Origin of the sequence: Blautia massiliensis (ex Durand et al. 2017), assembly GCF_001487165.1 — a bacterium.
GTDB lineage: Bacteria > Bacillota > Clostridia > Lachnospirales > Lachnospiraceae > Blautia_A > Blautia_A fusiformis.
On record NZ_LN913006.1, the window covers coordinates 1,081,453 to 1,103,425 of the forward strand.

General features: G+C 44.9%; 23 protein-coding genes, 1 riboswitch and 1 other annotated feature. Of the genes, 16 read left to right on the plus strand and 7 right to left on the minus strand.

Annotated elements, in window-relative coordinates; translation table 11 throughout:
* Positions 1-123 precede the first annotated feature (123 nt).
* From nikB to putP, 8 genes are all read left to right on the plus strand, one after another.
* Entirely contained in the window at positions 124-1,062 is a 939-nt protein-coding gene (gene nikB / locus BN3261_RS05950) for a nickel ABC transporter permease (RefSeq protein WP_021651480.1), read from the plus strand.
* Positions 1,063-1,893 (plus strand): nickel transporter permease, encoded by an 831-nt coding sequence (gene nikC, locus BN3261_RS05955; protein ID WP_021651479.1) that lies wholly within the window; start codon positions 1,063-1,065, stop codon positions 1,891-1,893.
* Positions 1,894-1,951: 58 nt separating this feature from the next.
* Positions 1,952-3,520: an ABC transporter substrate-binding protein gene (locus tag BN3261_RS05960; RefSeq protein ID WP_059085713.1), complete on the plus strand. Its 1,569-nt coding sequence runs from the start codon at positions 1,952-1,954 to the stop codon at positions 3,518-3,520.
* Positions 3,521-3,534: 14 nt separating this feature from the next.
* A complete protein-coding gene (locus BN3261_RS05965; RefSeq protein ID WP_059085714.1) occupies positions 3,535-4,320 on the plus strand; it encodes an ABC transporter ATP-binding protein in 786 nt (261 codons plus the stop codon).
* Positions 4,313-5,278 (plus strand): ABC transporter ATP-binding protein, encoded by a 966-nt coding sequence (locus BN3261_RS05970; RefSeq protein ID WP_059085715.1) that lies wholly within the window; start codon positions 4,313-4,315, stop codon positions 5,276-5,278. The genes BN3261_RS05965 and BN3261_RS05970 overlap by 8 nt, the downstream gene beginning before the upstream one ends.
* Positions 5,279-5,296: 18 nt before the next feature.
* Entirely contained in the window at positions 5,297-5,479 is a 183-nt protein-coding gene (locus tag BN3261_RS05975) for a hypothetical protein (protein WP_059085716.1), read from the plus strand.
* 35 nt (positions 5,480-5,514) lie between these two features.
* A complete protein-coding gene (locus BN3261_RS18085) occupies positions 5,515-5,643 on the plus strand; it encodes a hypothetical protein (RefSeq protein ID WP_021651475.1) in 129 nt (42 codons plus the stop codon).
* A 232-nt stretch (positions 5,644-5,875) separates the two neighbouring features.
* The gene (putP, locus tag BN3261_RS05980; RefSeq protein WP_059085717.1) at positions 5,876-7,408 is read left to right on the plus strand and encodes a sodium/proline symporter PutP; all 1,533 of its coding nucleotides are present in this window, start codon (positions 5,876-5,878) and stop codon (positions 7,406-7,408) included.
* A 114-nt stretch (positions 7,409-7,522) separates the two neighbouring features.
* On the opposite strand, the gene folK is transcribed toward putP, so the two are convergent.
* From folK to BN3261_RS06010, 6 genes are all read right to left on the minus strand, one after another.
* A complete protein-coding gene (folK, locus tag BN3261_RS05985) occupies positions 7,523-8,353 on the minus strand; it encodes a 2-amino-4-hydroxy-6-hydroxymethyldihydropteridine diphosphokinase (protein ID WP_059085718.1) in 831 nt (276 codons plus the stop codon).
* 9 nt (positions 8,354-8,362) lie between these two features.
* A complete protein-coding gene (folP, locus tag BN3261_RS05990; protein ID WP_059085719.1) occupies positions 8,363-9,169 on the minus strand; it encodes a dihydropteroate synthase in 807 nt (268 codons plus the stop codon).
* Between the two features lie 11 nt (positions 9,170-9,180).
* Entirely contained in the window at positions 9,181-9,657 is a 477-nt protein-coding gene (locus tag BN3261_RS05995; RefSeq protein WP_059085720.1) for an HD domain-containing protein, read from the minus strand.
* Complete coding sequence (gene folE / locus BN3261_RS06000) at positions 9,657-10,214, minus strand: GTP cyclohydrolase I FolE (protein ID WP_015524935.1); 558 nt, start codon at positions 10,212-10,214, stop codon at positions 9,657-9,659. Before folE ends, BN3261_RS05995 begins: the two co-directional genes overlap by 1 nt.
* Before the next feature lie 144 nt (positions 10,215-10,358).
* Positions 10,359-10,455: riboswitch (THF riboswitch) on the minus strand.
* 219 nt (positions 10,456-10,674) lie between these two features.
* Positions 10,675-10,950 (minus strand): hypothetical protein, encoded by a 276-nt coding sequence (locus BN3261_RS06005; protein ID WP_015524936.1) that lies wholly within the window; start codon positions 10,948-10,950, stop codon positions 10,675-10,677.
* Positions 10,947-11,303: a hypothetical protein gene (locus tag BN3261_RS06010; protein WP_022426549.1), complete on the minus strand. Its 357-nt coding sequence runs from the start codon at positions 11,301-11,303 to the stop codon at positions 10,947-10,949. The genes BN3261_RS06005 and BN3261_RS06010 overlap by 4 nt, the downstream gene beginning before the upstream one ends.
* A gap of 106 nt (positions 11,304-11,409) precedes the next feature.
* Here BN3261_RS06010 and BN3261_RS18090 point away from each other — a divergent pair, with 106 nt between their 5' ends.
* Positions 11,410-11,544: a hypothetical protein gene (locus tag BN3261_RS18090; RefSeq protein WP_268872674.1), complete on the plus strand. Its 135-nt coding sequence runs from the start codon at positions 11,410-11,412 to the stop codon at positions 11,542-11,544.
* A gap of 19 nt (positions 11,545-11,563) precedes the next feature.
* On the opposite strand, the gene BN3261_RS06015 is transcribed toward BN3261_RS18090, so the two are convergent.
* A complete protein-coding gene (locus tag BN3261_RS06015) occupies positions 11,564-11,863 on the minus strand; it encodes a hypothetical protein (RefSeq protein WP_015524939.1) in 300 nt (99 codons plus the stop codon).
* Between the two features lie 174 nt (positions 11,864-12,037).
* Between BN3261_RS06015 and BN3261_RS06020 the strand changes: the two genes are divergently transcribed.
* The 7 genes from BN3261_RS06020 (at position 12,038) to miaB (ending at position 21,917) form a co-directional block, all read left to right on the plus strand.
* Positions 12,038-13,306, plus strand: a complete 1,269-nt coding sequence (locus BN3261_RS06020) for a cell wall hydrolase (RefSeq protein ID WP_059085721.1) — start codon at positions 12,038-12,040, stop codon at positions 13,304-13,306.
* A gap of 77 nt (positions 13,307-13,383) precedes the next feature.
* Positions 13,384-13,872: a ribonuclease HI gene (gene rnhA / locus BN3261_RS06025; RefSeq protein ID WP_021651464.1), complete on the plus strand. Its 489-nt coding sequence runs from the start codon at positions 13,384-13,386 to the stop codon at positions 13,870-13,872.
* A 194-nt stretch (positions 13,873-14,066) separates the two neighbouring features.
* Positions 14,067-14,387 (plus strand) — a binding site (T-box leader).
* A 48-nt stretch (positions 14,388-14,435) separates the two neighbouring features.
* Positions 14,436-15,662 (plus strand): tyrosine--tRNA ligase, encoded by a 1,227-nt coding sequence (gene tyrS, locus BN3261_RS06030; RefSeq protein ID WP_015524942.1) that lies wholly within the window; start codon positions 14,436-14,438, stop codon positions 15,660-15,662.
* An 86-nt stretch (positions 15,663-15,748) separates the two neighbouring features.
* Positions 15,749-18,391 (plus strand): alanine--tRNA ligase, encoded by a 2,643-nt coding sequence (gene alaS, locus BN3261_RS06035; RefSeq protein WP_059085722.1) that lies wholly within the window; start codon positions 15,749-15,751, stop codon positions 18,389-18,391.
* A 165-nt stretch (positions 18,392-18,556) separates the two neighbouring features.
* Entirely contained in the window at positions 18,557-18,733 is a 177-nt protein-coding gene (gene rpsU, locus BN3261_RS06040; RefSeq protein WP_004222305.1) for a 30S ribosomal protein S21, read from the plus strand.
* An 80-nt stretch (positions 18,734-18,813) separates the two neighbouring features.
* Positions 18,814-20,388, plus strand: a complete 1,575-nt coding sequence (gene cls / locus BN3261_RS06045) for a cardiolipin synthase (protein WP_059085723.1) — start codon at positions 18,814-18,816, stop codon at positions 20,386-20,388.
* Between the two features lie 101 nt (positions 20,389-20,489).
* Positions 20,490-21,917 carry a tRNA (N6-isopentenyl adenosine(37)-C2)-methylthiotransferase MiaB gene (gene miaB / locus BN3261_RS06050; RefSeq protein ID WP_059085724.1) on the plus strand — a complete coding sequence of 476 codons (1,428 nt, stop codon included), beginning with the start codon at positions 20,490-20,492 and terminating at the stop codon, positions 21,915-21,917.
* The last annotated feature ends 56 nt before the right edge of the window (positions 21,918-21,973 follow it).

Sequence of the window (21,973 nt, forward strand, 5' to 3'; positions counted from 1 at the left end):
TTTCGTGCAAATTTTCTAAAATTCCATGCATATTCTGCATATTAAGAATCCAATAGTTTCTTTTATCTAACTAAATTAAAACGGCAATGTTAAAATCGCATCAAATGAGGAAAGGAGTAAAACGTGACAAAGAAACAAGTAGGAAAAAGATTTCTCCAGATCATCATTGTATTATTTGGAATCAGCTTTTTCACATTTGGACTGACCTACCTGTCACCTGGTGATCCTGCGGAGATCATGCTGACAGAGTGTGGTAATCTTCCTACACCAGAGCTTCTGGAACAGACAAGACATGAGCTTGGCCTTGATCAGCCCTTTCTCGTGCAGTATGGTTCCTGGCTGAAGGGTGTTGTTACAGGAGATATGGGACAGTCCTATTCTTTCAAAATGCCGGTAACAGATAAACTGGTATCCTGTTTCTGGCCGACGCTGAGGATGTCGTTGCTGGCACTTCTGATGATGGTCATTATTTCCATACCACTTGGAATTCTGGCCGCTGTATATCAGAACAAATTCCCGGATTATTTTGTGAGAGGAATTACCTTTGTGGGAGTATCTGTTCCAAGCTTCTGGCTGGGCCTGATCCTTCTCAGCATCTTTGGTGTTCAGCTTCGCTGGATCAATGTTGCAGGAGGCAGTACGGATTTTAAATCCATGATCCTCCCGGCGCTGACTCTTGCACTTGCCATGTCTGCAAAATATACCAGACAGGTAAGAAGTGCAGTGCTGGAGGAACTTCATCAGGATTATGTCACAGGTGCAAGAATGCGTGGAATCAAGGAAAGCGTCATTCTCTGGAAACACGTCCTTCCTAATGTTATGCTTCCGCTGGTAACGCTGCTGGGACTTTCCCTTGGAAGTCTTCTGGGAGGTACTGCAGTTGTAGAGATCATTTACAACTGGCCTGGAATGGGAAATATGGCAGTAAAGGCGATTTCCTGTCGTGACTATCCTCTTGTACAGGGCTATGTACTTTGGATCGCGATCCTGTACATGTGCATCAACCTGCTTGTGGATCTGTCCTATACTTATCTCGATCCAAGACTTAAGGAGGATAGATAATTGAAAAAGGTATTACGAACATTCAAAGAAAATAAACAGTTCACTCTTTTCTTCATTCTGGGTCTCGTGGTGATCGGAATTGCGATCTTTGCGCCGCAGCTCTCACCATATGATCCACTGAATGCAGTTATGACCGAATCACTGCAGGAGCCAAGCTCCGCTCATCCGTTCGGAACGGATAAGCTTGGACGAGATCTTCTTTCCCGTGTTATCTTCGGAACAAGAACCTCTCTGATCATGACCTTATGTCTGGTTGCAGTGATCTTTGTCATCGGTACATTTTTAGGAGTTATTGCCGGATATTTCGGCGGCGTTGTGGATGCAGTGATCATGCGTATCGCAGATATGATGATCTCCTTCCCTGGGCTTGTACTGGCCATTGCCATTGCCGGTATGCTTGGACCAAACCTGGTCAATGCCGTTATTTCCATCGCGGCTGTAAGCTGGACAAAATATGCCCGTCTTGCACGAAGTATGGTCTTGAAAGTCAAGAAGAGTCTTTACATAGAGGCAGCTATAGTAAACGGAACAAAGACCTGGAAAATTCTTCTTGTACACATTCTTCCCAACATGGTAACCCAGATGGTGGTAACTGCGGCAGCAGATATCGGAACTATGATGCTGGAGCTGGCTTCCCTTTCATTCCTGGGATTTGGTGCAACTGCGCCGACACCGGAGTGGGGACTGATGCTGAATGAAGGAAGAACCTACATGGCAAAGGCGCCATGGCTTATGATCTACCCTGGTATCGCTATCGTGATCTGTGTTGTTGTTTTCAACATGCTTGGAGACAGCATCCGTGATGTACTGGATCCGCGCCAGGATCAATAAAACAACTCTGTAACAAACCAACACCATATGATCAGTATATTATCTTTAGGAGGATGAAATGAGAAATAATGTAGTTAAAAAAGTGCTGGCTGCTACACTTGCATGTATGATGACTTTTTCCATGACAACAGTGGCTCAGGCAAAGGGTGACAAAAAAAGTGATAAGGAAATCACCATCGGAGTAACAAGCTTTGCAGATACACTGGAGCCGACAGAGCAGTATTTCAGCTGGGTTGTATCCCGTTATGCGATCGGCGAGTGTCTTACAAAATTCGATGAGAACGGTGAGATCGTTCCATGTCTTGCGGAAGAGTGGGAAAACAGTGACGATGGAAAAACATGGACCTTCAAGATCCGTGAGGGCGTAAAATTCTCCAACGGTGACGATATGACACCGGAGATGGTAAAAGCCTCCATCGAACGTACCGCTGAAAAGAGTGACCGTGTTCCGGAATTCTTTGATCTCGACAGCCTCGAAGTTGACGGACAGAACCTGATCTTCCATCTGAACAGAGCAAATGCAAACATGGCCGGATGCCTTGCAGACCCGCTGTTTCTGATCGTAGATACAAATGTAGATGATTCTACATTTGCCATGGAAGGACCGATCTGTACAGGACCTTACGCAGTAGAATCTTTCAGCCCGACGGATTCCTGTATCGTAGTAAAAAATGAGAACTACTGGGATGGAGAAGTTCCCCTTGATAAAGTTACACTGAAATGTGTGGATGACCAGACAACACGTTCCATGGCTCTTCAGACAGGTGAGATCGATATCGCTTACAACCTGAAAACAGAGAACCTGGTTGAGTTTGAGGGAAATGACAATTACGACATCCAGGAGCTTCAGTCTCTTCGTTCCACCTATGCATTCATGAACCAGAACGAGGATCATGCACTCAGCGATAAGGCTCTTCGCCAGGCACTTCTTCGTGGTCTTGACAAGGAAACATACTGCAACACTCTTCTCGAGGGTGGTGCAACAGCTGGTAAAGCACCGGTTCCTCCAACACTTGACTTTGGATTCGATGATCTGAAGGATGAGAATTCCTATGATCCGGACAGCGCAAAGAAGATCCTTGATGAGGCCGGATACAAAGATGTTGACGGTGACGGATTTGTAGAAACTCCTGACGGAGATCCTCTTGTTCTTGATTTTGTTATCTACACAAGCCGTGCCGAGCTTGGTGTATACGCACAGGCAGCACAGGCCAGTCTGAAGGAGATCGGTATCAACGTAAACCTGAACACAGTAAGTTATGAGACACTTCTTGACATGAGAGATTCCGGTCAGTATGACCTTCTGATCTGGAACGTGCTGGTAGCAAACACTGGAGACCCTGAGAACTACTTAAGAGAGAACTGGTACAGCTCCTCTGCAAACAATACTGCAGGATACAATAACCCGGAGGTTGACAAGCTTCTTGACGAGCTTGCGCAGACATTTGATGAGGACAAGAGAAAAGATCTCATCATCGATATTCAGCAGGATATCATGGATGATGCTGCAACTGTATTCTTTGGTTATGAGACAACCTACCTCTTCTCCAACAAAAAGGTAACAGGTGTTAAGATGTATCCGATGGATTACTACTGGCTGACAAAGGATATCACTCTTGCCGAGTAAAGGAGCGCTTATTTATGCTTGAGATCAAGGATCTTTCCGTTCAGTACGGAAAACAGGCACCTACCATTGAACATTTCAACCTTTCCATGAAGAAGGGGGAGATCATCAGTGTGGTAGGCGAGAGTGGAAGTGGAAAAACAACCGTGATCCGTGCTGTCCTCGGCGCACTTGCCGGAGGTGGCCGGGTCAGCACCGGAGATATTCAGTTTCACGGACATTCTCTGCTTTCCAATACAAAGGATGAATGGAGAAATTTAAGGGGTACCCGCATTTCCATGATCTTCCAGGACTGCGGCGGAACCCTGAACCCTATCCGTAAGATTGGAAGTCAGTATGTGGAATATATCTGTACACATACGGATATATCCAAAGCAGAAGCATGGAAGAAGGGATGCTCCATGCTTCAGAAAATGCGTCTTCCTGACGCGGAAAATATCATGAAAAGTTATCCTCACCAGCTTTCCGGTGGTATGCGCCAGCGAGTTGGTATTGCCATGGCCATGACTTTTAACCCGGAGCTGCTTCTTGCAGATGAGCCGACCAGTGCGCTGGATGTTACCACACAGGCACAGATCGTACGCCAGATGATGGAGCTCCGTGATGATTTCGGAACCGGTATCATCATTGTTACCCATAACATTGGCGTAGCAGCCTATATGGCTGATCAGCTTGTTGTTATGCAGAACGGAAAAGTTGTGGATCAGGGAACACGAGATGAGGTCATGGAGCATCCGACCAGTGACTATACAAAGAAACTGCTGGCTGCAGTGCCGGAAATGGAGGGACAGCGTTATGTTTAATGAATCCGATATCGTACTCAGTGCAAAACATATCGTAAAACAGTTCCCGGCTTCCGGCGGCAGAACTTTAACAGCCTGCAACGATGTGAACCTGAACGTTTATAAAGGAAAAACTCTGGGAATCGTAGGAGAAAGTGGCTGCGGTAAATCAACCTTTGTCCGCATGGTCATTTCTCTTGACAAGCCGACCAGCGGAGAGATCCTTTACCATGGAAAAAAACTCTCTGATCTTTCCAAAAAAGAAACCTGGCTGAACCGTCAGAACATGCAGATGGTATTCCAGGATCCGCTGGCGTCCTTTGACCCCAAAATGAAGATCGTGGATATTCTCACAGAACCCCTGATCAATTACGGAAAACTGAAAAGAAGCGAAAAGGAATCCAAGGCTAGAGAACTTCTGAAAATGGTAGAGCTTCCTGAAGATTTTACAGACCGCTATCCACATAACATGAGTGGCGGACAGCGTCAGCGTATCAGTATTGCCCGGGCACTTTCCCTGGAACCGGAGATCCTGGTGTGCGATGAGGCTACCTCTGCACTTGACGTTTCCGTACAGGAGTCCGTGATCCGGCTTCTGGTACGTCTCCAGAAGGAGAAAAACATCAGCATGCTTTTTATCTGCCATGACCTGGCTCTGATCCGTTCCTTTGCCCATCAGATTGCTGTCATGTACCTCGGGAATATCGTGGAGGTAATCCCGGGAGAGGATGTTACGGAAAAGTCTCTTCATCCATATACACAGGCTCTTCTGGGGGCACAGTTTTCCATTCATATGGATCAGAACAAAAAGATCGAGAGCATCGAAAGTGAGGCCCCCAGCCCTCTGGATGTTCCTCATGGCTGTCCATTCCAGAATCGTTGCGAACACTGCATGGAGAAATGCAGGACGATCCGTCCTGTGCTCACAGAAGTAGAGTCCGGACATGAAGTAGCCTGCCATTATGTAACGGAAAAATAAAGAAATGCACAAAACAGTATGATTTTTAAAAACTTTAAAGTACTGGTCATTCTGTTGTTGCTGCTTGCCGTTTTTACAGTTGGCGGAAAAAAAGTTTCTGCTGCTGTCGAAGACGGAGATATCCAATATACAATAGGTGTTGTAGTATATAATCAGGACAGCCCGGAAATGAACATGTTCATGAACTATTACAGAGAATAATCGCGCTGACAGGTGGTTCCTCCGCAGGAAACTACATGCATCTTCAGAAAACGATCGGTGTTCTGAAAGCTCTGGCTGAGAAGGAGGGGCTGACTTATTCCGAGGATGTTGAGAAGCTTGCATATACAGTGGAAGATGTGCAGAAGCGTATGGAAGAAAAATAAACAGAGATTTTGAAAAAGAGCTGGGCCGCCTTATATGGTTCAGCCCTTTTTCTTCATATAAAATACTTTTTTATGTAAAAAAACGAAAAATCCTCTTTACTTTCTAAAGTTAATATAATAAAATCTATAAATATGTGTAAAACTGGTTTAAAAACAGAAAGCATGGGGATGCATAAGCAAAATCCCTCATGTTTTGTGATTTTAAAGCAGAAACATGGAAGGGAGAGAAACAATGACAACAGCACATATTTGTATAATGGCAGCCATTATCGTCTATCTGGGTGCAATGATCTTTGTAGGTTATCTATGCTCCAAGAACAATAATGACAGTTCTGATTTCTATCTTGGAGGACGAAAGCTTGGTCCACTTGTCACAGCTATGAGTGCAGAGGCTTCTGACATGAGCAGCTGGCTTCTGATGGGATTACCGGGACTTGCTTATCTTACCGGTATTGCAGACGCAGGCTGGACAGCCATTGGCCTTGCCATCGGAACATACGTAAACTGGAGGATCGTGGCAAAAAGAATCCGCCGCTACACACATGTGGCAGGAAATTCCATTACATTGCCATCCTTTTTCAGCAACCGTTACAGAGATGAGAAAAAGATCCTGCAGTCTATCGGAGCAATTTTTATCGTAATCTTTTTTATTCCGTACACAGCCTCCGGATTTGCAGCCTGTGGTAAACTTTTTGCAAGTCTCTTTGGGGTAAAATATCTGCCGGCTATGATCATCAGTGCATTGGTCATCGTTGGATATACCACACTGGGAGGATTCCTGGCAGCATCTACCACAGACTTTATCCAGAGTATTATCATGTCCATCGCACTTGTGATCGTATTTGTATTTGGGATCAGCACAGCAGGTGGTATTGAAGCAGTTGCAGACCATGCAAGATCACTGCCCGGATATCTGACTATGTTTACTACATATGATCCGACAACCGGAACAGAACAGGCATACCCACTGCTTAATATCATTTCCATGCTTGCATGGGGACTTGGATATTTCGGAATGCCGCATATTCTTCTTCGTTTCATGGCGATCGAAGACGAAGAAAAGCTTACACTTTCCAGAAGAGTAGCAACTACATGGGTAGTGATCTCACTGGCAGTAGCAGTACTGATCGGTGTGGTAGGACTTGGAATGACAGCAGCAGGAGAGTTTGACCTTCTTGAAGGCTCCGCATCCGAGACGATCATCGTTCGGATCGCTGATCTTCTCAGCAAGCATGGTGTGATCGCAGCAATCCTTGCAGGACTCATCCTTGCAGGAATCCTGGCATCTACCATGTCAACTGCAGATTCTCAGCTCCTGGCAGCATCCTCAGCAGTTTCTTCCGACCTTCTCGGAAGTATCCTGAAGGATAAAGAAACAAAAAAAGAAAGCATGGTAGCCGATAAGATCACGCTTCTTCTCATCGCAGTAGTAGCCATGTTTATTGCCCGCGACCCGAACAGTTCCGTCTTCACCATCGTATCCTTCGCCTGGGCAGGTTTCGGAGCCGTATTCGGCCCTGTAGTCCTCCTGGCATTATTCTGGAGACGCTCCAACTGGCAGGGAGCCCTGGCAGGAATGATCTGCGGCGGTTCCATGGTATTTATCTGGAAATACGGAATCAGCACGCTCGGCGGCGCCTGGGGAATCTATGAACTTCTTCCCGCATTCCTGGTGGCTATTGCAGCAAACATCATCGTCAGCCTCATTACCAAGGCACCATCCAAAGAGATCACCGACGAATTCGACCTGGTAAACCAGAAATAAAATATTTTTCGATAATAGTCAATAATTCACACTGATACAAAACAAGCCCGATACAGATTGTAGTAAAGATATCTGTATCGGGCTTGTTATCTTTTTATTATTTAATAAATAAAGTCACACCGCCAAAGTTTTTCCCTCAAGCTTTTTTAACAACTGCTCCATTGTTAAATTCAACACCGGATGCCGAAGATACGGTGCGATCTCCACCATAGGCTTCAGCACAAAATCCCTGTTCTCCATATCAATATGAGGAACATGCAGCTCCTCCGTATCGATGATCTCATTATCGTAAAACAGAATATCCAGATCCAGTGTCCTGGGTCCCCAGTGAATGATACGTTTCCGGTCCGCGGCCTGCTCCAGCACATGCAGCCTGTCAAGAAGCTCCTCCGGTGAAAGCAGAGTCCGGACTCTTAAGGCTCCGTTAAGAAACTCATCCTGCTCCACATCCCCGTAAGGCTCCGTTACAAGATACTCTGAAACCTTTTCAACAACAATCTCTTTCATGTCCCGAAGACCCTGGATCGCATTGTCCAGGTATTTCTTCTTATCCCCCATATTGGAACCAAAAGCAACATAAGCTGTATGCCAGCCTCGGGTAATTTCCACAGCAACGGTTTTCAGTGGAAGGCCTACCGGAGCCCAGGGCTTTTCAATACGAAGAGTGATCTTTTTAAGAAGCGGGAGAGAAAGCAGCAGCATCTCTGCCAGATTCTCCACAACAGCCTCCAGAAGTTTATAAGTATTTTTCTGAAGAAAATCGGTGATCATATGACTGACTTCTCCATAATTGATGGAAGCAGAAAGATCATCTGTCAGCCCTGCCGGACGTGTTTCTGTATACATAACAGCAGAAACAACAAATTTCTGTCCGAGAGCTGTTTCTTCCGGAAACACACCATGGTTTGCAAAAATCTCAAGATCTCTGATTTCGATTTTATCCATCAGTTCCTCCTAGCGTCCCAGAATAGCTTCTGTCATCTGGATGACGCGTTTATTTTCTTTGATGTCATGAACACGGACAAATGCACAGCCCTTCATAACACCGATCACCGATGTGGCAAGGGTTCCCTCTACACGCTGATCTACAGGAAGATCAAGGGCAAGTCCGATCATGGATTTTCTGGAAGTACCAAGAAGTACCGGATATCCCAGCTTCCGGAAAAGCTCCAGATTATCCATGGTCATCAGGTTCATCTCATATGTTTTACCAAATCCGACACCCGGGTCAAGAATGATCTTGTCATCGGCAATACCGGCACGTTTGGCGATATTGACACATTCCTGTGTTTCTGCCAGCATGTCTACAATAAAGTTGTTATACTCTGTGTTATCTTTGTTATGCATCAGACAGCAGGGAGCCTGATATTTTGCAATGACAGGAGCCATTTCCGGATCATATTTCAGTCCCCAGATATCGTTGATGAGGTCTGCTCCGTGTTTCAGGGATTCTTCCGCAACGCATCCCTTATATGTATCTACAGAGATCGGGATATCAAAACGGCTTTTTACTGCCTCGATAACAGGGAGTACACGCTCGATTTCTTCCTGAGCGCCAACCGGTGTATGTCCCGGACGTGTGGATTCCCCACCGATATCAAGAATATCAGCACCTTCGGCGATCATAGCTTCTGTATGTTTCAGGGCATGATCCATATCGTTCCATTTTCCGCCATCTGAGAAAGAATCCGGTGTGACATTTAGGATACCCATAATATATGTTTTGTTTTTTACATCAAACTCACGATTTCCGATTTTCATGGAAAAACCTCCTAATATTGGATCGTCATATTTTTTTTGGCAGGAGACCAGTAACATTCCGGCTCTGCTTTACAGGAAAAACAGTTTCTGGAGCTTTTGTCCGCAGTATAGAGCAATTTTCCAAGAACTGTCGGATCCGTCTGAGCTCTGTGACCACGTATTGCCGCAATGATCGCTTCCACTTCTTCCATAGAAAATCCAAGCTCGTTTAAGATCTGTCCTGCGATAGCAGCACCGGCCTCATCATGAGGAGTGCCATCTTCATACTGTCTGGCCCGTCCGATATCGTGAAGAAGGGCAGTACAGTAGATCAGTTCCTTTGAAACAGGAGCATTTTCCTCAAGTGCCCGGATATAGGCAAGGCGTGCCACATCCAAAAAATGCTCCGGTGTATGTCTGCAGAATTCACGGTCAGTCTCCAGAAGCTGAAGCTTATTAAGCTCATTCTGATAGAGCGGATGATTCCAGATCTGATTCACTCTGTCCATCAGTCCTTGACCATAGCAAGGAACTGTTTCTGAAGCTCCATATTTTCTTTAAATTCACCTCTGGTAACAGTCGTAACCGTTTTGCTTCCCGGCTTTTTGATCCCTCGCATGGTCATGCAGGTATGCTCCGCTTCCAGCATAACCATGATTCCCTTTGGAGCGAGAACACGTTCCAGCGCATCTGCGATCTGCACAGTCAGACGTTCCTGGATCTGCGGTCTTCTTGCATACACATCAACGGTACGGGCCAGCTTGCTTAAGCCGGTAACCTTGCCATTTGGGATATATGCGATATGAGCTTTTCCGTAAAAAGGCATAAGATGATGTTCGCACATGGAATAAAAGGTAATATCCTTTTCCAGAACCATTTCATTGTTCTCTACATGAAACTGTTTCTGAAGATGTTCATCCGCTTCATTATCAAGTCCGCCATAAATTTCCTCGCACATGCGGGCGATACGTTCAGGAGTTCCCTGCAGTCCCTCTCTGTTTACATCCTCGCCGATTCCCTCGAGAAGAAGCTTGATCGCCTCTTCAACTTTTGCTTTGTCTACCATAAATAACAACCTCCATTTGTTAAAAAAATCACGTTTTTCGGAGACTGTCTCTTTTATTTTTGCGCATAAAAAAAGATATCTCCAATTGTAATAGAACGTATGTCGAAAAAGCCCTACACAATATGAGATATTCTCTTATATTGCTGCAACGGGTGCGGATTTCATACCGTAAGACGTACTTTTCGTTCTGGCGACAACTCCCCATTCGCCAAACACTTGACGCATAAAATCCTATTTTGCATATCATTCATTTCACGGACAAGTATACCATATACTGATATAAGAAGAAAGGGAAAATGATAAAAAAATATCACAAAAATAGGGAATATGTTCTATGAATTATGCGATAGAATCTATGGATATGTCAAATTTTTGCAGATTATATTCCGACAAATATAAAAAGAATTACAAAGTAGAAAATCCCGGAACAGAAAACCGCTGTTCCGGGATCACAGAGCTGTTAATGACGTATCATTTTCATCAGATTCACAATTCTGTCAAGCTTAGCTGCCTCTGCCGGACTTTTCCCCATTTTCAGAACTTCTATGATAGTGGAGATCTCATCAGAGCTGAAATTTAAGCCCGCATTTTTTCCTTTAGAAGCTGCGCCCATGATAAAAGGCAGAAGTTCGGACGGATTTTTCCCCAATCCCTGATCTGCCAGTCCCTGAAGCATGGAAAGCTTCTGAGGGTCCATTCCGGAAAGCCGGGGATTATTTTTCCAGTCATCACTCATGGATTCTCACCTCCTGACGAATCTTCATTCATGATCTGAAGCATCTGGATCGTAGCCATAAGACTGGTGATATGATCGATCTGACGGCGATTTTCTCCGCCACAGCACTTACGGATATCCTGCAGCATTTCCAGAGGATCGGTGCCGGAAAAACCGGTAGCCTGCAGATCGGCTGTTCTACGACTGCTTTGAAAAAGCGACATGGTATTCCGAAGTTCCCGGACTTTCGTATACACAGATAAAAACCGCTGCCCGGAAGAAGGAAGGTACGGGATCATGGCTTTCAGCATCTGATCCTGGTCACTTTCCACCATTTCATCCAGAGCAGTACGTGCGATAGGCTCCTGTTCCATAAAAAAATCCTTTTTCCTGAAATCTATGAATTTGCAGAAAGAAATATGACAGAAACCTTCTCTGGTCATATTATATATAGAAGAAATTTTTCAAAGGAATGTGATTATGGAATCTGAAAAAAAACAGGAACTTGTCATTGATGGAAATTCTTTTTATGAAATAGATCTGAAATGTCTGGAAGAGAAAAAACAGAAACAGGAGGAAACAAAAAAACGGCAGCAGAAAAGGCAGAGGAAATAACCTCTGCCTTTTCAAAAGATCAGCAGCAATTGTTGCAGCCGCATCCATTTCCGCACAAAAGCAGAAGAAGGATGATGATCCAACAGCTGTCGTTGCAGCCGTTGTTATTACAGCCACAGCCACTGTTGTTTCCGCAGCAACACATCAGACAGATGATCCAAAGGATACAGGAGCAGCTGTTTCCACCGTTTCCAAACAGGGAATTTCCGCAGCCATTATTACAGCCACAGTTATTGTTACATCCACATCCTGTGCTACATCCGGAATCACAACCACATCCGCAATCACATCCACAATTGGTAGCCGCTAAGTCACTCATCGATAAGTCCTCCAGCAAATTTTATTTACACTTCATCATATGGCAGGAGTCCGTCCACAGTTACAAAAAAGTTGACAGTGTTTATTCATTACGATATAATAAACGAAATGTAACATTTTTGTAATTTTTGAGACAAACTAGCTTTTATATCTAAAACAGGAAATGGGGAAAATTATGAAGAGTTTCAGAACAAAAAAATGGCTGAAGGGTCTGATGCTTGCCATGCTGCTGATCGCGGGAAGCACAGTCTTTTCTGCTTCTGCAAAAGAGGTACAGGCTGCCACTGCAGGCTTTAAAACTATCGCTGGAAAAACATACTACATAAAAAATGATGGGAGCAAGCAGAAAGGCTGGCTGACCCTGGGCGGATACAAGTACTACTTTAACACAAAGACCGGAGTACAGGTAAAGGGCTGGATGAAGGTCAATGGCAAATATACCTACTATTTTACAAAAGGCAAGGGTGTTATGGCAACCGGCTGGATGACAGATTCCAAAGGCCATAAGCGCTATTTCAACCCCAAAACAGGTAAGCTTACCACAGGCTGGGTAAACTGCAGCAAGGGAAGGAAACGTTATTTCACAAAAGGCGGAGGCATTATGGCAACCGGCTGGCTCACCAACAGCAAAGGGCAGAAACGTTATTTTTACAAAACTTCCGGTTATATGGCAACCAAATGGGTAAAAAACAAATCCAAAAATATCAGCTACTATTTTGCCACCAGTACTGGTTATATGTATACTGGTCTGAAGACGATCGATCAGAAGAACTATTATTTTAAATCCAACGGTGTCATGGCAGTAAGTACCTCCGTGACAGTGAATGGAATTACATACTCCATCGCAGCAGACGGAGTGGCCACTGCGAAGACTACCAAACCAAATCTAAATGTCAGCAATGGAGATGTCAAAGTTTACGATACCAAAAACAGCAGATATTACACTATGGTAAAAGAATATAAGAGCCATCCTGGAATAGCCAACGGCAAGACATCCGATGAAGCACTGCTGGCCGCGCTTTGCGAATCAGAAGCAGGCGATCAGGGCAAGATCGGAATGGAAGCAGTAGCACTTTGTGTTCTGAATCGTACGATCAAATCAGACAAGGAATTTCCATCTACGATACGAGGTGTGATCTATGAGAATATCGGAAGCAGCACAACCCCACAGTATTCTGTAGTGCGGAACGGGGCTCTTCTCAAACGTCTCAATGGTCAGTTTGAAAACCGTACTCTTGCTTATCAGGCTGCAAGAGAAGCAATGACTATTTTCAATAAACATGTCACTTCCGGCAAAGCCAGAACACTCAGAGGATTTAAACAGAAAGATTTTAATTATATGTATTTCATGATGACCAGCTATTTCTGGAACCAGAATCTGAATTTCAGCAAAGTGAAATATGAAACTTATAAAGGCCATACATTTTTTGTAGACTGGGTATAAGCAACATAGTCTCCGGCAGTAAACTTTGAACAAACAGGCGTATGGACATAAAATTGAAAATTTAAGGAGAAGCAAATATGCAGGTAAAAATCTATACGGATGGTGCAGCCCGGGGAAATCCGGATGGACCGGGAGGCTACGGAGCAGTTCTTCAGTACATCGATACCAAAGGCCAGCTACATGAACGTGAACTGTCCAGAGGCTACAAAAAAACCACAAACAACCGGATGGAGCTGATGGCAGCTATCGTAGCACTGGAAGCACTGAACCGCCCCTGCCAGGTGGATCTGTATTCCGATTCCAAATATCTGGTAGATGCTTTTAATCAGCACTGGATCGATGCCTGGCTGAAGAAAAACTGGAAACGTGGAAAAAACGAAGATGTGAAGAACGTAGATCTCTGGAAACGCCTTTTAAAGGCCAAGGAGCAGCATCAGGTAAGCTTCCACTGGGTTAAGGGACATGCAGATAATCCGTTAAATGAACGGTGTGATCAGCTTGCCACATCAGCGGCAGACGGCAATGACCTTTACGTAGATGAAGGAATAAATGGCTTACAGAAATAAAAGTTCCACTTATCACTCACAGAAAAACCGAAACATATCGCGCGAATTTATGCGATCAGCGTAAATTCTGTGCATCGCGAAGCGTGTTACTGAGAACAGAGTAAACAGTAACATTCTGCCACTTTAAGTTGTCAAAGCAATATTAAAATTTCTTGACAAACAAAAAAGCAGTTTGTATACTTCATATAGTATAGTAAAAGGCTTGGAAGGGAAAAAGTAGCTTGAGGAAAACCCCACAGAGAGCAGCCGGCAGGTGAGAGGCGCAGGGTAGAACTTTTGTGAATACATCCCGGAGCTGCGCACCGAATCGGGACTTGATACTGTAAATTATAAACTTTATAATAATAGCGTATTATAGATAGGCTGCGACGGAATGGCACCCGTTATTGTGCTGAAGTGGTTTTATATCTTGATATATATGAATATAACGGGATGTAGATTCACTTTATGAGGCAGGAAATGCGAGTTTTCTGTAAATTTAGGTGGTAACGCGGGACCCGGTTCTCGTCCTAAACGGACAGGAACCGGGCATTTTTTATATGACTATACAGGAGGAAAGAACAATGACAGTTTGGGAAGAACTGAAAGCACGTGGCCTGATCGCACAGGTTACAGACGAAGACGAGATCAAAGAGATGGTAAATAACGGGAAAGCCACATTCTATATTGGCTTTGACCCTACAGCAGACAGCCTTCATGTAGGTCACTTCATGGCTCTTTGCCTGATGAAGAGACTGCAGATGGCAGGAAACCGTCCGATTGCCCTTCTCGGCGGCGGAACAGGAATGATCGGTGACCCGTCCGGAAGGACCGATATGCGTCAGATGCTGACAAAAGAAACCATCCAGCACAATATTGACTGCTTCAAGCAGCAGATGAGCCGTTTCATCGATTTCTCTGATGGAAAAGCTCTTATGGTAAACAATGCTGACTGGCTTATGAACCTTAACTATGTAGAGCTTCTCCGTGAGGTAGGTGCTCACTTTTCCGTAAACCGTATGCTGACAGCAGAGTGCTACAAACAGCGTATGGAGCGAGGCTTAAGCTTCCTGGAATTTAACTACATGATCATGCAGAGCTACGACTTCTATATGCTGTACCAGAAATACGGCTGCAACATGCAGTTCGGTGGCGATGACCAGTGGAGCAACATGCTTGGCGGTACCGAGCTGATCCGCCGTAAGCTTGGCAAGGATGCCTATGCCATGACCATCACACTGCTTCTCAATTCTGAGGGCAAAAAAATGGGAAAAACACAGTCCGGAGCTGTATGGCTTGATCCGAATAAGACATCCCCTTTCGATTTCTACCAGTACTGGAGAAATGTAGACGATGCTGACGTTATCAAATGTATGCGTCTTCTTACTTTCCTTCCTCTTGAGGAGATCGACGAGATGGCCAAATGGGAAGGCAGCGAGCTGAACAAAGCCAAGGAGATCCTTGCATACCAGCTGACAGAGCTTGTACACGGTGAGGAGGAAGCCAAGAAAGCACAGGAGGGTGCCCGCGCACTGTTCTCAGGTGCAGATACTTCTCATATGCCTACAACAGAGCTTTCAGAGGAAGATTTTGACGAGGAAGGAAAAATCGACCTGATCACACTTCTTGTAAAAGCAGAGCTGGTACCAAGCCGTTCCGAGGGTCGCCGTGCGATCCAGCAGGGTGGTGTATCCATCGATGGTGAGAAGCTCACCGATATTTACCATACGGTTGAGAAGGATGCTTTTGCAGGGGACGGGATCGTTCTGAAACGAGGCAAGAAAAAATTCAAAAAGATCTGTGTAAAATAATTTCCCATATCTGTGACATTTCCGGGATAAAGCTACGGCATTCCGGAAATGCTGACAGGTAGGGTTGACACAAGGAGGATAACAACATGAAAAAGTACGGAGTGAACGAACTTCGTAAGATGTTCCTTGACTTTATGGAGAGCAAGGGCCATCTTGTAATGAAAAGCTTTTCCCTGGTTCCTCAGGGAGATAAGAGTCTTCTGCTGATCAATGCAGGTATGGCTCCGCTGAAACCATATTTTACAGGTGCTGAGAAGCCGCCAAGAACAAGAGTGACAACCTGCCAGAAATGTATCCGTACCGGAGATATCGAAAATGTAGGTAAAACCGCACGTCACGGTACTTTCTTTGAAATGCTTGGTAACTTCTCTTTTGGTGATTACTTCAAGAAAGAAGCCATCCACTGGTCCTGGGAATTTCTTACTGAGGTTGTAGGGCTTGATGCAGACCGTCTCTACCCATCCATTTACCTGGATGATGATGAAGCCTTCAATATCTGGAACAAAGAAGTAGGGATTCCGTCTGAACGTATTTTCCGTTTCGGAAAAGAGGATAACTTCTGGGAGCATGGCGCAGGTCCATGCGGTCCATGCTCTGAGATCTACTATGACCGTGGCGAAAAATACGGCTGTGGCAAACCCGGATGTACGGTAGGCTGCGACTGCGACCGTTACATGGAAGTATGGAACAACGTTTTCACACAGTTCGAGAACGATGGAAACGGAAACTACACAACCCTGAAACAGAAAAACATCGATACCGGTATGGGACTTGAGCGTCTTGCTGTAGTTGTTCAGGATGTTGATTCTATTTTTGATGTAGATACAATTTGTGCACTTCGTAATCTTGTATGCGAGATCGCACATAAAGAATATGAGAAAAACTATGCCGATGACGTTTCCATCCGTCTGATCACGGACCATATCCGTTCCGCAACATTTATGATCTCCGATGGAATCATGCCAACCAATGAGGGACGTGGATATGTTCTCCGCCGTCTGATCCGCCGTGCAGCACGTCACGGACGTCTTCTTGGCATCGAGGGAACTTTCCTTGCAAAATTAAGTGCACAGGTGATCGAGAGCTCCAAAGCCGGATATCCGGAGCTTGAGGAGAAGAAAGAGTTCATCTTCCGTGTACTGACAAATGAGGAGAATCAGTTCAACAAAACTATCGATCAGGGACTTCGCATCCTTTCCGACATGGAAGAGGATATGAAAAAAGCAGGTGAAAAGACTCTTTCCGGTGACAACGCATTCAAGCTTTATGATACGTACGGATTCCCTCTTGACCTTACAAAAGAGATCCTTGAGGAAAAAGGCTACGGCATTGACGAGGAAGGCTTCCAGAAAGCAATGGAGGAACAGAGAGTCAAGGCACGTACTGCCCGTGAAGTAACCAACTATATGGGTGCAGACGCAACCGTATACGATGATATTGATGTAAATGTAACAACAGAATTCGTCGGCTACGATCATCTTACCTTTGATTCCAAGGTTACTGTCCTTACCACAGAAACAGAGATCGTAGATTCTCTCACAGAGGGACAGAAGGGTACCGTATTTGTAGAGCAGACTCCTTTCTATGCAACAATGGGTGGACAGGAAGGTGATACCGGTGTGATCGAGACTGCAAACGGTAAATTTGTTGTTGAGGACACCATCAAACTCCGCGGCGGTAAATTCGGCCACGTAGGACATATGGAATCCGGTATGATTTCCTCAGGTGAGACAGTATCCCTGAAGGTAAACGAAGAAGCAAGAAAAGATACCGAGAAAAACCACAGTGCAACACATCTTCTTCAGAAAGCATTGAAAACTGTTCTTGGTTCCCACGTAGAGCAGAAGGGTTCTCTGGTAACTCCGGACAGACTTCGTTTTGACTTTGCTCATTTTCAGGCTATGACAGCAGAAGAACTCCAGGCAACAGAAGAGCTTGTAAACAAAGAGATCCAGGCAGGTCTTGATGTTCATACAGATGTCATGGATGTGGAAGAAGCCAAGAAATCCGGAGCAATGGCTCTCTTTGGTGAGAAATATGACCAGAAGGTACGTGTAGTATCCATGGGAGACTTTTCCAAAGAGCTCTGTGGTGGTACTCATGTAAAGAATACAAGCTCCATCATGCTCTTTAAGATCGTGTCCGAATCTGGTATCGCAGCTGGTGTACGCCGTATTGAGGCACTTACCGGCAAAGCAGTTATCGAATACTACAGAAAGCAGGAAGAGCTTCTCCATGAGGCTGCAAAAGCATTAAAGGCCAATACAGCCGAGGTTGTAGAAAAGATCAGTCACCTGCAGGCTGAGGTAAAGGCTCTTCAGAGCGAAAATGAATCCCTCAAGAGCAAAGCTGCCCAGAGTGCACTTGGCGATGTCATGGATAAAGTCGTTGAAGTAAACGGCGTGAAACTCCTTGCAGCCAAAGTTGAGGGCGTTGACATGAACGGTCTCAGAGACCTGGGTGATAAACTGAAAGAGCAGCTTGGCGAAGGTGTTGTCCTTCTTGCAGCAGTAAACGACGGCAAGGTTAATCTTCTTGCAATGGCAACGGATGCAGCTCAGAAAGCAGGCGCTCATGCAGGAAACCTGATCAAAGCAGTGGCAGCGATCGTTGGCGGTGGCGGCGGCGGACGTCCGAACATGGCACAGGCCGGCGGAAAGAATCCGGAAAAGGCTCAGGAGGCTATGGACGCAGCAGCAGGAATCCTTGAAAAACAGCTCACAAAATAACAAAGTTGTGCGTGATTTACAATTTTGACATTTTTTTCATAAAAATCGAAAAAGATGTTGACGAAACCACATGTTATGCTATATAATAACACTCGTGCAAGAAAAATACCCAGACAGTTGTATTTTAGCACAATCTACAACTGGAGGGAGGTTAGGTGTGAGTCTATGTCAAACGTTATCGTAAAAGAGAACGAGACTTTAGATAGCGCTCTTCGCAGATTCAAGAGAAGCTGTGCTAAGGCGGGAATCCAGCAGGAAATCCGTAAGAGAGAGCATTACGAGAAGCCAAGCGTTCGTCGTAAGAAAAAATCTGAAGCCGCAAGAAAACGTAAATATAATTAATTGTGCGCAAAAATCCCTGGCTGTATGGTCAGGGATTTTTAATTAAATAGAAACAGGAACGTTTGACGAAGGAAAGAAATATGAATTTGTTTATTAAACTGATTATCAAACCATTGCGATCGCTCCTTAAATTATTATTTAATCGAATTTTTTATGTAGCTCTGGCTCTTGTTGTGCAGCTGGCATGGCTGCTGATCGCCCTTTTCCGGCTTATGGAATACTCCAGATGGGTGACGATCGGAATGCAGGCCATAGGTTTTCTGGTTGTTCTGTGGATCGTAAATAAAAAGATCAATCCATCTTATAAGCTCGCCTGGACGATGCTGATCCTTATTTTTCCGGTATTTGGTGTTTCCCTGTACCTTCTTTTCGGTAAGTCACGGATCGGCGCTGTAATGGAGCAGCATTATCAGAATCTTATTGATGAAACTGCTGAATACCTGGAAGGCTCAGAGCTCACAAGAAAACGTTTAAACGAAGACGACCGTTCCATGAGGATCCAGTCGGATTACATCTGGCAGTATTCAAGATATCCGGTTCACGAGAATACCACAGCAGAGTATTTTCAGGTAGGAGATGATATGTTTCCGGTTCTGGTGCATGAACTGGAGCAGGCAAAGCATTTTATTTTTATCGAATATTTCATCATAAATGACGGGGTAATGTGGCAGACGATCCTTAATATCCTTGAAAAAAAGGCTAAAGAAGGAGTGGATGTCCGACTGATCTATGATGGCTTCGGTTGCCTTACCACATTGCCATACAAGTATGATCAGGAGATGCGCCGGCGAGGAATCAAATGCGAAGTATTCAACCGGTTCCGTCCGATTCTTAATATAATCCAGAATAACCGTGACCACCGTAAGATCTGTGTGATCGATGGCTGGACCGGTTTTACCGGTGGCATCAACCTGGCTGACGAATATATCAATCAGCGAAAACGGTTTGGCCACTGGAAGGATACAGCCGTTATGCTGAAAGGAGAAGGCGTCTGGAATATGACAGCTATGTTCCTGTATATGTGGGGAATCGTTACCAAAACAGATACTTCTCTTGATTTCGGAAATTATGTTCCGCACAGGTGGCACCCCAACGAATTTCCGGGAAACGGTTATGTCCAGCCATTCTGCGATTCCCCCCTGGACGATGAGATCGTAGGAGAGAACGTTTATCTTAATATTATCAATCGCGCCAAAAACTATGTTTATATCTGCACACCATATCTGATCATAGATAATGAGATGATGACCGCCCTGTGCCTCGCTGCAAAAAGCGGTGTGGATGTCCGGATCATGACACCAGGTATCCCGGACAAAAAAATGGTCTTCCTGCTGACACAGTCTTATTATAAACAGCTTCTGGAAGCAGGTGTAAAGATCTACGAATACCAGCCGGGATTTTTACATGCAAAATCTTTTGTCTGTGATGACAAAGTAGGCGTCGTAGGAACCATAAATCTGGATTACCGAAGCCTTTATCTGCATTTTGAAGATGGTGTCTGGATGTATAAGAATGATGTGATCCTGGACATCCGGGATGATTTTACAGAAACCCTGGAGTACTGTGATCCCATTGATCTGGCATTCTGCCAGAAGAGAAATATTGTGGTACGTGCCATTCAGAACGTACTGAGAGTTTTTGCACCGCTATTATAAAAACTCTTTGACAGACAACTGTAAATTCTGTATGATATATCAGACGGGAGTTCAATGCTCCCGTCTGATATTGTCTAAAGAAAAATAATTTATAGATACATATGAAATTTTTAGTTATTGGAGGAATTGATTTGAGCCAGAACAAAGAAACAGAGATCCAGCTTCAGTACATTGAAAAATGTAAAGAGCTTCTTGCCAAAAGCAGTACGAAACATCCCACCTTCCACATCCAGAACGAAGGATGCCAGATGAACTCCATCCAGACAGAGTCTATTGCGGCCATCATGGAAAAAATGGGATATGAAATGGTAGATACCGAGGATGCTGATGCAGTTGTATTTAACACCTGCACAGTCCGGGAAAATGCCAATCAGAAGATCTATGGACATCTTGGACATTTAAAGAGCATCAAACGGGAGCTCCCGGATATGAAGATCGTACTGTTCGGATGTATGATGCAGGAGCATCACGTAGTAGAAAAGATCCGCAAGGATTATAAATATGTAAATCTTGTATTCGGAACCCATAATATCCACAAATTCCCGGAGCTTTTTTACCGAACGCTGCAGACCGACGACCAGATCATTGATATCTGGAAGGAATCCGATGAGATCGTAGAGGGCATGCCAACTTCCCGCAAATACTCCTTCAAAACAGGAGTCAGCGTAATGTTTGGCTGCAATAACTTCTGCAGCTACTGCATCGTTCCTTATGTCCGCGGCCGCGAAAAGAGCCGCGAGCCACAGGCCATCATCCGCGAGATCGAGGAACTGGTCGCAGATGGCGTTACTGAGATCATGCTTCTTGGTCAGAATGTAAACTCCTACGGAAAAACTCTGGAAACACCGGTAACCTTTGCAGAACTTCTGAAAGAAGTGGAAAAGATCGAAGGGCTGAAGCGTATCCGTTTTATGACTTCCCATCCGAAGGACCTGTCCGATGAGCTGATCCAGACCATGGCAGAGAGCCAGAAGATCTGTCACCATCTGCATCTTCCGCTGCAGTCCGGAAGCAGCAGAGTCTTAAAGGAAATGAACCGCCGTTACGACAAGGAGAAATATCTGGAGCTGGTAGATAAGATCCGTAAGGCAATCCCGGATATTTCGCTGACAACAGATATCATGGTCGGATTTCCGGGAGAAACAGAAGAAGATTTCCAGGAAACACTGGATGTTGTAAGAAAAGCAAATTATGATACTGCCTTCACATTTATTTATTCCAAACGAAGCGGAACCCCTGCAGCCGGCATGGAAAATCAGGTGCCGGAGGATGTGGTAAAAGACCGTTTTAGCCGTCTTCTTACCCTGGTGCAGGAAAAGGGCCGGGAAAATTCCTCCCGTTTCCAGGGAACCATTCAGGAAATCCTGGTAGAAGACGAAAACCGGGAGAAGGGTACTCTTACAGGTCGTACCCAGCATAATCTCTTGGTTCATTTCCCAGGAGAAAAAGATCTCATCGGCAAATATGTAAAAGTAAGCCTGGATACCTGCAAGGGATTCTATTATTTCGGACATATCGTGGAAGAGTAGAATTATCGACAAGTCCCCACCCACTGCTTATTGTTTTTCGCAACCCCGTTGGGGAC

Bases quoted from the DNA above. Each gene is read 5' to 3' on its own strand.
- BN3261_RS05960 (WP_059085713.1), top strand. From the start codon at position 1,952: ATGAGAAATAATGTAGTTAAAAAAGTGCTGGCTGCTACACTTGCATGT.
- BN3261_RS05965 (WP_059085714.1), top strand. From the start codon at position 3,535: ATGCTTGAGATCAAGGATCTTTCCGTTCAGTACGGAAAACAGGCACCT.
- BN3261_RS05970 (WP_059085715.1), top strand. From the start codon at position 4,313: ATGTTTAATGAATCCGATATCGTACTCAGTGCAAAACATATCGTAAAA.
- BN3261_RS05975 (WP_059085716.1), top strand. From the start codon at position 5,297: ATGATTTTTAAAAACTTTAAAGTACTGGTCATTCTGTTGTTGCTGCTT.
- BN3261_RS18085 (WP_021651475.1), top strand. From the start codon at position 5,515: ATGCATCTTCAGAAAACGATCGGTGTTCTGAAAGCTCTGGCTGAGAAG.
- putP (WP_059085717.1), top strand. From the start codon at position 5,876: ATGACAACAGCACATATTTGTATAATGGCAGCCATTATCGTCTATCTG.
- folK (WP_059085718.1), bottom strand. From the start codon at position 8,353: ATGGATAAAATCGAAATCAGAGATCTTGAGATTTTTGCAAACCATGGT.
- folP (WP_059085719.1), bottom strand. From the start codon at position 9,169: ATGAAAATCGGAAATCGTGAGTTTGATGTAAAAAACAAAACATATATT.
- BN3261_RS05995 (WP_059085720.1), bottom strand. From the start codon at position 9,657: ATGGACAGAGTGAATCAGATCTGGAATCATCCGCTCTATCAGAATGAG.
- folE (WP_015524935.1), bottom strand. From the start codon at position 10,214: ATGGTAGACAAAGCAAAAGTTGAAGAGGCGATCAAGCTTCTTCTCGAG.
- BN3261_RS06005 (WP_015524936.1), bottom strand. From the start codon at position 10,950: ATGAGTGATGACTGGAAAAATAATCCCCGGCTTTCCGGAATGGACCCT.
- BN3261_RS06010 (WP_022426549.1), bottom strand. From the start codon at position 11,303: ATGGAACAGGAGCCTATCGCACGTACTGCTCTGGATGAAATGGTGGAA.
- BN3261_RS18090 (WP_268872674.1), top strand. From the start codon at position 11,410: ATGGAATCTGAAAAAAAACAGGAACTTGTCATTGATGGAAATTCTTTT.
- BN3261_RS06015 (WP_015524939.1), bottom strand. From the start codon at position 11,863: ATGAGTGACTTAGCGGCTACCAATTGTGGATGTGATTGCGGATGTGGT.
- BN3261_RS06020 (WP_059085721.1), top strand. From the start codon at position 12,038: ATGAAGAGTTTCAGAACAAAAAAATGGCTGAAGGGTCTGATGCTTGCC.
- rnhA (WP_021651464.1), top strand. From the start codon at position 13,384: ATGCAGGTAAAAATCTATACGGATGGTGCAGCCCGGGGAAATCCGGAT.
- tyrS (WP_015524942.1), top strand. From the start codon at position 14,436: ATGACAGTTTGGGAAGAACTGAAAGCACGTGGCCTGATCGCACAGGTT.
- alaS (WP_059085722.1), top strand. From the start codon at position 15,749: ATGAAAAAGTACGGAGTGAACGAACTTCGTAAGATGTTCCTTGACTTT.
- rpsU (WP_004222305.1), top strand. From the start codon at position 18,557: ATGTCAAACGTTATCGTAAAAGAGAACGAGACTTTAGATAGCGCTCTT.
- cls (WP_059085723.1), top strand. From the start codon at position 18,814: ATGAATTTGTTTATTAAACTGATTATCAAACCATTGCGATCGCTCCTT.
- miaB (WP_059085724.1), top strand. From the start codon at position 20,490: ATGAAATTTTTAGTTATTGGAGGAATTGATTTGAGCCAGAACAAAGAA.